Source organism: Parabacteroides faecalis, from assembly GCF_022809355.1.
GTDB lineage: Bacteria > Bacteroidota > Bacteroidia > Bacteroidales > Tannerellaceae > Parabacteroides > Parabacteroides faecalis.
Map to the genome: position 1 here is coordinate 26,771 of NZ_JAKZMM010000004.1, position 11,338 is coordinate 38,108.

At 45.7% G+C, this 11,338-nt stretch carries 11 protein-coding genes; 8 read left to right on the forward strand and 3 right to left on the reverse strand.

Annotated elements, in window-relative coordinates; genetic code table 11:
* Positions 1 to 2 precede the first annotated feature (2 nt).
* From MUN53_RS02135 to uxuA, 8 genes are all read left to right on the forward strand, one after another.
* Positions 3 to 557 (forward strand): HD domain-containing protein, encoded by a 555-nt coding sequence (locus MUN53_RS02135; RefSeq protein WP_243323228.1) that lies wholly within the window; start codon positions 3 to 5, stop codon positions 555 to 557.
* Between the two features lie 178 nt (positions 558 to 735).
* The gene (locus tag MUN53_RS02140; RefSeq protein ID WP_243323230.1) at positions 736 to 2,001 is read left to right on the forward strand and encodes an alpha-amylase family glycosyl hydrolase; all 1,266 of its coding nucleotides are present in this window, start codon (positions 736 to 738) and stop codon (positions 1,999 to 2,001) included.
* A 44-nt stretch (positions 2,002 to 2,045) separates the two neighbouring features.
* On the forward strand, positions 2,046 to 3,449 hold the full coding sequence (uxaC, locus tag MUN53_RS02145; RefSeq protein WP_243323231.1) for a glucuronate isomerase: 1,404 nt from the start codon (positions 2,046 to 2,048) through the stop codon (positions 3,447 to 3,449).
* Positions 3,450 to 3,468: 19 nt separating this feature from the next.
* On the forward strand, positions 3,469 to 4,509 hold the full coding sequence (locus tag MUN53_RS02150; RefSeq protein WP_243323232.1) for a sugar kinase: 1,041 nt from the start codon (positions 3,469 to 3,471) through the stop codon (positions 4,507 to 4,509).
* 18 nt (positions 4,510 to 4,527) lie between these two features.
* Entirely contained in the window at positions 4,528 to 5,199 is a 672-nt protein-coding gene (locus tag MUN53_RS02155) for a bifunctional 4-hydroxy-2-oxoglutarate aldolase/2-dehydro-3-deoxy-phosphogluconate aldolase (protein WP_243323233.1), read from the forward strand.
* A 33-nt stretch (positions 5,200 to 5,232) separates the two neighbouring features.
* On the forward strand, positions 5,233 to 6,669 hold the full coding sequence (locus MUN53_RS02160; protein ID WP_243323234.1) for an MFS transporter: 1,437 nt from the start codon (positions 5,233 to 5,235) through the stop codon (positions 6,667 to 6,669).
* Positions 6,670 to 6,923: 254 nt separating this feature from the next.
* The gene (locus MUN53_RS02165) at positions 6,924 to 7,733 is read left to right on the forward strand and encodes an SDR family oxidoreductase (protein ID WP_243323235.1); all 810 of its coding nucleotides are present in this window, start codon (positions 6,924 to 6,926) and stop codon (positions 7,731 to 7,733) included.
* 21 nt (positions 7,734 to 7,754) lie between these two features.
* On the forward strand, positions 7,755 to 8,924 hold the full coding sequence (uxuA, locus tag MUN53_RS02170; RefSeq protein ID WP_243323236.1) for a mannonate dehydratase: 1,170 nt from the start codon (positions 7,755 to 7,757) through the stop codon (positions 8,922 to 8,924).
* Positions 8,925 to 9,045: 121 nt separating this feature from the next.
* Here uxuA and MUN53_RS02175 read toward each other — a convergent pair whose 3' ends face one another.
* The 3 genes from MUN53_RS02175 to MUN53_RS02185 form a co-directional block, all read right to left on the reverse strand.
* The gene (locus tag MUN53_RS02175) at positions 9,046 to 9,384 is read right to left on the reverse strand and encodes a type II toxin-antitoxin system RelE/ParE family toxin (protein WP_243323237.1); all 339 of its coding nucleotides are present in this window, start codon (positions 9,382 to 9,384) and stop codon (positions 9,046 to 9,048) included.
* Entirely contained in the window at positions 9,374 to 9,637 is a 264-nt protein-coding gene (locus tag MUN53_RS02180) for a hypothetical protein (RefSeq protein WP_243323239.1), read from the reverse strand. Before MUN53_RS02180 ends, MUN53_RS02175 begins: the two co-directional genes overlap by 11 nt.
* 83 nt (positions 9,638 to 9,720) lie before the next feature.
* The gene (locus tag MUN53_RS02185) at positions 9,721 to 11,298 is read right to left on the reverse strand and encodes a sulfatase family protein (protein WP_243323241.1); all 1,578 of its coding nucleotides are present in this window, start codon (positions 11,296 to 11,298) and stop codon (positions 9,721 to 9,723) included.
* Positions 11,299 to 11,338 lie beyond the last annotated feature (40 nt).

Below are 11,338 nucleotides of genomic sequence, written 5' to 3' on the forward strand. Positions count from 1 at the left end.
ATATGGAACGATTAAAACAATATATAGACTTTATACAGGAAGTAGAAAAGCTGAAATCTGTATTGCGAACGGCTTGGACATCTTCCGGAAGGCAGGAAAGTACGGCTGAACATTCTTGGAGATTAGCCTTATTAGCCGTTCTTTTTATCAATGACTTCCCGGAATTGGATGGTTTGAAAATCCTGAAAATGTGTTTGATTCATGATCTGGGCGAGTTGTATGATGGGGATATTTCAGCTTTGTTATTACCTGATGAACAAGAGAAACATACGAAAGAGAGAATGGCGATGGAACGGATGTTGTCTCTTTTGCCTCAGGAGGTAGGTTCTGATTTATTGGCAATATGGAATGAATATAATGAAAATCAGACAGAGGAAGCTCATTGGGTAAAAGCCTTGGATAAGGCTGAGACAATTTTGCAGCATAACCAAGGAAACAATCCGCCAGATTTTGACTATAAGTTTAATTTAGAATATGGAAAATCTTATTTTTCTGCAAATTCAAGTTTAGTTACTCTGCGGAATTTGTTAGATTTGGAAACACAGAAACATTGTTAGTTAAATATAGATAGAAAATATGGATATTAAAAAGCTTTTTATCACAGTCATATCTACGTGGCTTGGAATGTTTTCTTGGCCGTTATCTTTGTATGGACAAGAAACACTGCCCAAAGATAAGCAACATGGGGCGATTCTTCATGCGTTCTGCTGGTCCTTCCAGACGATTAAGGAAAATATGAAGCAGATTGCGGATGCCGGATTTACAATGGTGCAGACTTCACCTGCCAATAAATGTTTTGTGGGTGATGATGGCGGATTGGAAATCTTTGGAAAAGGGAAATGGTATTACCATTATCAGCCGGTGGAATGGACGATCGGGAATTATCAGTTGGGAACAAAAGCTGATTTTATTGCCATGACTACCGAAGCCCGGAAATATGGAATTACGGTATTGGTGGATGTTTTGCCCAATCATACGGCTTTTGATACAACGGCTGTTTCCCAGCAGTTCATTGAGGCTGTTGGCGGACAAGAACAACTGTATCATGCCAACGGATTGAATCCGATAAAAGATTATAACGACCGTTTTCAGTGTACAACGGGTGGAGTAGGCGGATTGCCGGATGTAAATACGGAGAATCCGTTATTCCAGTATTATTATATGAAATATGTAAACGAACTGATCGCCTGCGGTGCCGGCGGCTTCCGGTATGATACCGCCAAACATATCGGCTTGCCTTCTGATCCGAAGGATGAAAAATCTCCCCGGAATAACTTTTGGGAGATAGCTACCGGTCGGGAAGCTGTGAATGGTTTGCGTCTGGATACTTCCAAAGAGCTTTTCATTTATGGAGAAGTTTTACAAGACAAGAACGTGAAGGAAAAAGAATATTCCAAATACATCGGACTGACTGCCAGTAATTATGGTGGAGAGCTGCGGAAAGCTTTGGAAAATAGAAGTTTTTCGGGTGTGGACTTGAAATCATGGCATCATCCGGCTAATCCGAAACAATTGATTACGTGGGTGGAAAGTCATGATACCTATTGTAATGCCGGTGAATCGGCGGGCTTGACGGATGCTCAGATTCGTTGTGGCTGGACTATTGTGGCTGCTCGTGCATCAGGTGTTCCTTTGTTCTTGAGCCGGCCAGCAGGTTCATCTCCTGAGAACCGTTGGGGTAACAACCGGATTGGTCCGCGTGGAAATGATAATTTCTTCCATCCGGAAGTAGTTGCTGTTAATCATTTCCGCCAGCGAATGGTGGGTGAAAAGGAAACCTTGTATTACTCGGCTGATGGTAAGGTGATGGAAGTGGCACGAGGTAAAAAAGGTGCGGCCTTGATCAACTTGGGCGAAGCGGGTGATATTTCTATGAAAACTTGTTTACCTGATGGCTCTTATACGGATGCTGTGCATAACGTTTCTTTTACAGTGCAGAAAGGCATGCTGAAAGGTCGTGTAGAAGGTTTGTCTTCTTATATCCTGGAAGTTCAGGAATAAATAAGGTTGAAGATTGTTGTTAACGAAAATCAGATACAGGAAAAATGGAGAGTTTTATCAATAAAGATTTTATGCTGACGAATGAGTCGGCTCGTGAATTATATCATGACAGTGCGGAGTCGTTGCCTATCATCGACTATCATTGTCATTTAGATCCTAAGCAGATCGCGGAAAACCATTCGTTTAAGAATCTGACGGAGGTCTGGCTGGGTGGCGATCACTACAAATGGAGAGCCATGCGCGGCAATGGCATTACGGAAGAATATATTACCGGAAACAGAAGCGATTATGAGAAGTTTGAGAAATGGGCGGAAACGGTTCCCTATACGATGCGGAATCCTTTATACCATTGGACTCATTTGGAGTTAAGTCGTATTTTCGGTATTGATACCTTGCTGAAGCCGCAGACTGCCCGCGAAATCTATGAAGCTTGTACGGATATGCTGCAGACGGATGATTTTCGTGCCCAGGCGCTGATGAAGCGTTGTCGGGTAGAAGTAGTATGTACAACGGATGATCCGATCGACTCTTTGGAACATCACCGTTATTTGCAGGAACATCCTTTTGGAACTTATGTATATCCGGCCTGGCGTCCGGATAAGGTGTTGGCCGTAGAAAATCCGGTGTCTTATCGGGCTTATGTAGAAAAGTTAGGACAGGCTGCTGATATGGAGATCCGATCCTATACGGATTTATTGACCGCTTTGCGGAAACGACATGATTATTTCGCCTCTTTGGGTTGTCGTTTGTCTGATCATGGTTTGGATAACTTCTACGCAGATGATTATACAGAAGCCGAAATTCAGCAGATCTTCAAGAAGGTGATGGCCGGAAAGTTACTGGATGAAACGGAGATTCGCCGTTTCCGGAGTGCTTTGTTGTTTGAACTGGCTGTCATGGACTGGGAAAAAGGATGGGTGCAACAGTATCATATCAGTGTTGTCCGGAACAGTTCCACCCGTATGTTTCAGGCTTTAGGACCGGATACGGGTTTTGATGCCATTATGGAAGTGAATTGTTCGGTCGTAGGACATCGTTTCTTTAACCGGCTTGACCAGGTTGGTAAACTGACGAAAACCATCTTGTATAGCTTGAACCCGAAGGATAATGAAGTACTGGCAACATTGGCTTATACATATAATGACGGAACTATTCCGGGAAAGATGCAGTTAGGCTCGGGCTGGTGGTTCCTGGATCAGGAAGATGGGATGCGGAAGCAGATGAATGCCTTGTCGGCTATGGGATTGTTGAGCCGTTTTGTAGGAATGCTGACGGACTCACGCAGCTTCCTTTCATATCCGCGTCATGAATATTTCCGTCGGATCTTGTGTAACTTGATTGGCGAAGATATAGAGGCCGGAAAGTTACCACGGAGTGAAATGGATTTCCTGAAACAGATGGTAGCGGATATTTCTTATTATAATGCAAAACGATATTTTAACTTTTAACGGATAAATTAGAACACACATGGGTAAGATAGTAACCTTCGGTGAGATTATGCTTCGATTGGCAACTCCCGGATATTTACGTTTTAGTCAGACGAATGAATTGAGTGCCACATTTGGTGGTGGTGAAGCGAATGTGGCTGTATCATTGGCTAATTATGGAATGGACGCTGAGTTTGTGACTCGCTTGCCTGAGAATGATATTGCTGCCGCTTGTGTAAAAGATTTACATAAACACGGAGTTAAGACCGACCATATTGTTTATGGAGGCGACCGTATGGGTATTTATTTTCTGGAAACCGGAGCTGTAGCTCGCGCCAGTAAGGTTGTATATGACCGGGCTCATTCAGCTATCTCGGAAATTAAACCGGGTATGATTGACTGGGAACAGGTTTTGGCCGGTGCCGACTGGTTTCATTGGACGGGAATTACACCGGCAATCAGTCAGGGAGCAGCAGATGTCTGCTTGGAAGCGATTCAGACAGCCAATCGGTTGGGTATTCCGGTTTCCTGCGATTTGAATTATCGGAAGAATCTGTGGAAATATGGAAAGAAAGCATCAGAGGTAATGCCGGATTTAGTGGCAGGTTGTGACATCATTCTCGGAAATGAAGAAGATGCAGAGAAAGTATTCGGCATCAAGCCGGAAGGTTTTGATGTGACGGCGACTGCCGGTGAAGTGAATGCTGCTGAGTTTGAAAGTGTATGTACACAGTTGATGCAACGTTTCCCGCGTGCTCGGAAAGTAATTATCACTTTGCGTGGTTCAATCAATGCTAATCATAATACATGGGGCGGTGTTTTGTATGACGGCAAACAGTTGTTCCAGTCGCCTCGCTATGACATCACGCACATTGTAGATCGTGTGGGCGGTGGTGATTCTTTCATGGGCGGTCTGATTTACGGTTTGCTGACATATCCGCAGGATGATCAGCAGGCATTGAACTTTGCCGTGGCGGCTTCTTGCCTGAAGCATACGATTTATGGAGATTATAATGAAGTAACGGTAAAAGAGGTTGAGAATCTGATGAAGGGCGATGGCTCTGGTCGGGTTTCACGTTAACAGAGGAAAGGAGAACAAATGGCTGCATTTACGAAATTACAAGTGTTGCAGGCAATGCAACAGACGGGCATGGTTCCGGTCTTTTATCATAGTGATGCCGAAGTGGCTCGACAGGTATTGAAGGCTTGTTATGAAGGTGGCGTCCGGGCTTTTGAGTTTACGAATCGGGGCGACTTCGCGTCGGAAGTGTTTATTGATCTGATGAAGTTCTCTCGTCGGGAATGTCCGGAGATGATTTTGGGTATTGGTTCCGTAGTAGATGCTCCGACAGCTGCCCTTTATTTACAGTACGGGGCAAACTTTGTGGTCGGTCCGTACCTGAATCCGGAAGTGGCGCGTTTGTGTAATCGTCACTTGGTGCCTTATACGCCGGGCTGTGGTTCGGTAACGGAAATAGGCGAGGCACAGGAGTTGGGTTGTGACCTGGTAAAGATTTTCCCGGCGGGAAATGTGGGCGGACCTTCGTTTGTGAAGAATATCAAGGCACCGCTTCCTTGGTCGATGATTATGGCGACAGGTGCCGTAGAACCGACGGAAGAGAATTTGACAGCCTGGATGAAAGCGGGAACGACTTGTGTAGGAATGGGTTCTAAACTCTTCCCGAAAGATCGGATCGCGGCTCAGGACTGGAATTATATTACAGAGAAATGCCGGTTTGCTTTGGATATTATCCGACAGGCAAGAGGTTGATAAAACAAATGCTAACCTTTTAATCGGAACGACATGAACAAACACGGAGAAATGAAGATGACAAATTACAGATGGACCATCTGTATCATGATGTTTCTGGCCCTGACGATCAATTACCTGGATCGTCAGGTGCTGTCTTTGACTTGGGATGAATTTATCAAACCCGAATTTCATTGGAATGAAATCCATTACGGTCGGATTACAGCTACCTTCTCGATTGTGTATGCGATCGGAATGTTGTTTGCCGGTCGGGTAATCGACTGGATGGGAACGAAAGCCGGTTTCTTGTGGTCGATCGGGGTGTGGTCGTTGGGCGCTTGTCTGCATGCTTTTTGTGGTGTGGCAACAGAAGCCTGTGTCGGACTTGAAGATCGGACACAATTGATGATGGCTACGGGTGATATGGCTGTCTTGATCGCGACCTTCAGTATGTATTTCTTTTTGGCAGCCCGTTGTGTATTGGCTATTGGAGAAGCCGGATATTTCCCTGCGGCAGTCAAGGTGACAGCCGAATATTTCCCGAAACGCGACCGGGCGTTTGCGACTTCTATTTTCAATGCGGGCGCTTCTATTGGTGCTTTGGCTGCACCGTTGACGATTCCGTTGCTGGCTAAATATTGGGGCTGGGAATTATCATTCGTTATCATAGGTGTATTAGGCTTCATTTGGATGGGATTTTGGGTATTCATGTATACACCGCCAGAGAAGAGCCGGTTTGTCAATGCCGCCGAACTGGAATACATCGGGCAGGACAAGTTACTGGAAGCTGATTTGGTGGATGTGGATCAAGCTAATGAAAAGAAGATGTCTTTGTTGGAATGCTTCCGCTATCGGCAGACTTGGGCTTTCTTGCTGGGTAAATTCTGTACGGATGGTGTGTGGTGGTTCTTCCTCTTTTGGACACCTTCCTATCTGAATACTCAGTTTGGAATCAAGACAACGGAAGGATTGGGAATGGCGTTGATCTTTACTTTATATGCCATCGTCATGCTATCGTTGTATGGAGGAAAGCTTCCTACGATTTTTATTAAGCGGATGAAAACGAATCCTTATGAGGCGCGCATGAGAGCGATGTTGATCTTTGCCTTCATTCCGTTGGTCGTTCTGTTTGCCCAGCCGCTGGGAACGTATTCTCCCTGGTACCCGGTTATTTTGATCGGTATCGGGTGTGCGGCGCATCAATCCTGGTCTGCAAATATCTATACGACTGTGAGTGATATGTTTCCGAAGAATGCGATTGCCACAGTGACGGGAATTGGTGGTATGGCCGGCGGAGTCAGTTCGATGTTGATGCAGGCATGTGCCGGAAATCTCTTTGTCTATGCCGATGAGGTACAGTTGGAGTTTCTGGGATTTGTCGGGAAACCGGCCGGATACTTCATCATCTTCTGTATTTGCTCGGTAGCTTATCTGGTGGGCTGGATCATCATGAAGACGTTAGTACCGAGATATAAGATTATCGGTGGTTAATCATTTTCTGAAATAAACGAGAACCGAAAATGAAACTCACAGGAATCAAAATCGATTCCCGTTTATTTCATTTAAATAGCTGCCTACCTTTTCCTAAAAACACGCCGGCTTTTGAGAAAAATACGCCGGCTTTTTAAGGAGTTGTTGCCTGATCTTCTTGATTGGAATTATAGGCGTTGTAAACGAGTAAGTTAGGCCGCTTTCGTAGCGATAATGAAAATGGATAATTTACAAACGAATTAATGCAATAAAATATGAATCTGTTTGATGTAAAAGATAGAGTAATCGTCATCACCGGAGCAACCGGTGTATTGGGCCGGGCGATGGTACACCACTTTGCTGAAGAAGGAGCGAAAGTGGTGATTTTAGGCCGAAATGAACAAGTGGGGAATCAGTTAGCCGACGAAGCGGTGAAAGCTGGAGGAACAGCGGTGTTTTATACAACGAATGTACTCGATAAAGAGCGGCTGGAGCAGAATTATGCCGACATCATGGAACGTTTTGGCCGGATTGATGTGCTGATTAATGGAGCCGGAGGAAATATGCCGGGAGCAACAATTGCTCCAGACAAAACCCTTTTCGATTTGGATTTGGAAGCTATGCGGCAAGTGGTGGATCTGAATCTCTTCGGAACGGTTTTACCAACGATGATTTTTGCCCGTGCCATGGTGGAGCAGAAGCAGGGCTCAATTATCAATATTGCTTCCGAAGCCGGATTACGTCCGCTTACACGGGTGGCAGGCTATGGAGTAGCGAAAGCAGCAGTCATTAACTTTACGAAATATATGTGCGGCGAATTGGCTACGAAGTTTGGTCCGGGCCTGCGGGTGAATGCTATTGCTCCGGGATTCTTCCTGACCGAACAGAACCGGACCTTATTGACGAATCCGGACGGAAGCTTGACACCGCGGGCAGAAACCATCTTGGCTCATACACCTTTCAAGCGTTTCGGTGAGCCGGAAGAATTACTGGGTACGCTGCAATGGCTGGCAAGTGATGCTTCGCGTTTCGTTTCCGGTACTTTGACCGTTATTGACGGCGGCTTCGATGCATTTTCTATTTAGTTAATTCAAAAACTTACCAATATGTATCTATGTAAACAATCCTGGCGCTGGTACGGACCGAATGATCCGGTCAGTCTGTGGGATATCCGGCAGGCCGGAGCCACTGATATCGTCCATGCGCTGCATCATATTCCCAACGGAGAAGTTTGGAGTATAGAAGAAATCCGGAAACGGCAACAACTGATTGCTGAAACTGGTTTAGTCTGGAGTGTCGTGGAAAGTGTCCCTGTACACGAACATATCAAGACGCAGACCGGCGATTTTCAGCGTTATATTGATAACTATAAAGAGACCTTGCGGAACCTGGCCACCTGCGGGATCCGTTGTGTGACATACAACTTCATGCCGGTCCTCGACTGGACACGTACCGACTTGGCTTATACCATGCCCGATGGTTCGAAAGCTTTGCGTTTTGAACGGGCAGCTTTCCTGGCCTTCGATCTTTTTATCCTGAAACGCCCCGGGGCAGAACAGGAATATTCGGAAGCGGATAAGGAAATAGCACGTCGCCGCTATGAACAGATGGATGAGGAAGAGAAACAGCGCCTGGTGCGCAACATGATCGCCGGACTGCCCGGTTCGGAAGAAAGCTTCACCCTCGAACAGTTCCAAGAAGCATTGGATCGTTACAAAGACGTGGATGCCGACAAGTTGCGTGATAATCTGGTTTATTTCCTGTCTGAAATAACACCGGTGGCCGATGAAGTAGGTGTTGATCTGGTGATTCATCCCGATGACCCGCCTTATCCGATTTTAGGTCTGCCACGTATCCTTTCAACGGCAGATGATTTCCGTCAACTGATAGAAAGAGTGCCTAACAAATCGAATGGCTTGTGTCTCTGTACCGGATCATTCGGCGTGCGTGCCGACAATGACCTGGTTGCGATGATGTATGAGTTTGCCGACCGGATTCATTTCGTTCATTTGCGCAGTACGAAACGGGATGCCGAAGGAAACTTCTACGAAGCCAATCACCTGGAAGGTGATGTTGATATGTATGGCATGATGAAGGCTTTGCTGGAGATACAACAACGACTGAAAGTCTCTATCCCGGTGCGTCCGGACCACGGTCATCAGATGGTGGATGACTTGCGGAAGAAAACCAATCCGGGCTATTCCTGTATCGGTCGTCTGCGTGGTTTGGCTGAGCTGCGCGGCTTGGAATTAGGCATCGCCCGTTCAATGGAATGATGGTTTGATCTTTGCGGGAACGAAGAGTTGATCATATAGAAAGGCACGGAAACAGGAGTTTCAATTTGGCTCCTTGTTTCCGTGCCTCTATTTTATTATTCCTATTTTCAGATGTTTACTCTTATAGGCTATAACGGTACAATAAATCCTTCAGTTCTTTGTCGCTCAGATTTTCGCGCTCGGATTTATCATAAATGGCCAATAATAGTACTTGATCGTTTTCATCTGTATGTACAGTTACCAATGTAATAACTCTAGCTCCTCCGCTTTTACCTTTCCCTTTTGAAGTGATGCTTAAACGGATCTTATGAAGTCCTTGACCTAAATCCGTTCCCATCCAAGGATTTTCTCGAAGCTGATCAAGCAAGTAAGCAAAATCATCTTTCATCGATTTATAATGCTTAGCCAACTTCTTCAGGCTACGAGAAAATTCAGGGGTTACAATAATGTTACAGCTCATGCAGTAAATCCTCCGCGTTGATGGGCTGGAGCTTTCCTTCCTGTATTAGCTTGGCTTCCTTGCAAGCTTGCTCAATATGTGCCTCAATCTCTTGGCGAGACATATAGGGAGTTAACGGTTCATTTGCATTCGAGGTTTTTGCCTCTTCTGCATTGAGCAAGTCTTCTACTTTCTTCAGCAAGGAAAGATCCTTCACGTCGAGAATTCGGCGAATCAGTTCGTTTTGTTCAGACTGTAAACTTATCGTATTCATTGAGATTCCTTTCTTCTGATTGAATGAGACAAAAGTAAATATTAATCCACCAACATCCAAACAACCCTTTATCCTCTCTTCGTTTAGAAGTGATTCAACGCCAAAGCTGTGGTATCCTGGTACTGCTGCTGCAGTTCCACCAGTTTCTTTTCCAACTGACGGGTAATCTCTTCGTAACCCGGCTGGCCGTAAAGATTCTTCATTTCCGACGGATCTTCCTGCAGGTCGTATAATTCCCACGCATCGATGTCGTTGTAGAAATGGATCAGCTTGTAGCGATCTGTGCGGACACCATAATGGCGCTTCACTGCGTGTTCAGCCGGATATTCGTAGAAGTGATAATATAAGGCATCGCGCCAGTGAGCAGGTTTTTCTCCTTTCAGGAACGGCAGGAACGATTCACCGTGTATGTCTTTAGGAATTTCCACACCAGCCAGTTCCAGAATGGTCGGCGCATAATCGATATTTTGGACGAACGCATCCACGTCTCCATGAATACCACCCGGCAGACGCACCAGCAACGGTGTACGGAACGACTCTTCATACATAAAGCGTTTGTCGAACCAGCCATGTTCGCCCATATAGAAACCTTGGTCGGAAGTATAGACAATCATTGTGTTCTCTAATAGTCCGGCTTTCTCCAGATAATCCAGTACGCGACCGATATTACGGTCCACCGAATGGATCACCCGCAGATAATCCCGCATGTACTGTTGGTATTTCCATTCAGCCAATGCCTTGCCGGAAAGATTCGCCTTCTTGAATTTCTGGATGATCGGATCGTAGTGAGCATCCCATGCCTTCTTCTCTTCGGGTGTCATGGTGTCGTACATGTGGCGCCCTACTTCTTCCAATCCGGTTGTCGTATGGATTTCGTTCTCTTTATCTGCCATCTTCAGATCGTAGACCAGATCCATATCCTTGAAGATGCTCATCTCTTGGACTGCAGCCGCCTGACGACCTTCATAATCGTCGTAGAAGTTATCCGGCAGCGGGAAAGTCTTGTCGCTGAAAAGCTCCAAATCTTGCAAATCCGGCATCCAGGTACGATGCGGAGCCTTGTGATGAAGCAAGAGGCAGAACGGTTTGCTCTTGTCACGCTGGTTCTCCAGCCAGTCGATAGCTTTGTCGGTGATAACATTCGTCGCATACCCTTTTGAGGTAATCTCTTCGCCGTTCTTGATAAACGGTGCGTTGTAATAAATACCTTGTCCGATCAGGATTTCCGAATAATCAAATCCGGTAGGAGCGGAGGTCAGGTGCCATTTCCCGATAATTGCTGTCTGGTATCCTGCTTTCTGCAATAACTTCGGGTACGTCTGCTGACTACCGTCGAAAGTCGAGCTATTATCAGTAAAGCCATTCGCATGACTGTGTTTACCTGTCAGCATACATGCCCGACTGGGACCACTGATAGAATTGGCCACAAAACTGTTGGTAAAACGTACACCCTCGTTGGCAATCCTGTCGATATTAGGCGTCTGGATAAACCGGTTATCATACGCGCTGATTGTTTGGTACGAATGATCGTCCGACATGATGTAGAGAATGTTCATCGGTTTCTTCCCTGTCTGCTCGTCAGACTGTGCTTGTTTGTTGTTGCACGCGTAGAAAGGCAATGCCAACACCGGCAGCGTAAGTAGCCATTTGTTTGTTTTCATAGGCTGATCTTTCATGATTAATTATATAAATGAGTTGATA

Bases quoted from the DNA above. Each gene is read 5' to 3' on its own strand.
- uxuA (WP_243323236.1), top strand. From the start codon at position 7,755: ATGTATCTATGTAAACAATCCTGGCGCTGGTACGGACCGAATGATCCG.
- MUN53_RS02180 (WP_243323239.1), bottom strand. From the start codon at position 9,637: ATGAATACGATAAGTTTACAGTCTGAACAAAACGAACTGATTCGCCGA.
- MUN53_RS02155 (WP_243323233.1), top strand. From the start codon at position 4,528: ATGGCTGCATTTACGAAATTACAAGTGTTGCAGGCAATGCAACAGACG.
- MUN53_RS02150 (WP_243323232.1), top strand. From the start codon at position 3,469: ATGGGTAAGATAGTAACCTTCGGTGAGATTATGCTTCGATTGGCAACT.
- MUN53_RS02175 (WP_243323237.1), bottom strand. From the start codon at position 9,384: ATGAGCTGTAACATTATTGTAACCCCTGAATTTTCTCGTAGCCTGAAG.
- MUN53_RS02140 (WP_243323230.1), top strand. From the start codon at position 736: ATGAAGCAGATTGCGGATGCCGGATTTACAATGGTGCAGACTTCACCT.
- MUN53_RS02185 (WP_243323241.1), bottom strand. From the start codon at position 11,298: ATGAAAACAAACAAATGGCTACTTACGCTGCCGGTGTTGGCATTGCCT.
- MUN53_RS02165 (WP_243323235.1), top strand. From the start codon at position 6,924: ATGAATCTGTTTGATGTAAAAGATAGAGTAATCGTCATCACCGGAGCA.
- MUN53_RS02135 (WP_243323228.1), top strand. From the start codon at position 3: ATGGAACGATTAAAACAATATATAGACTTTATACAGGAAGTAGAAAAG.
- MUN53_RS02160 (WP_243323234.1), top strand. From the start codon at position 5,233: ATGAACAAACACGGAGAAATGAAGATGACAAATTACAGATGGACCATC.
- uxaC (WP_243323231.1), top strand. From the start codon at position 2,046: ATGGAGAGTTTTATCAATAAAGATTTTATGCTGACGAATGAGTCGGCT.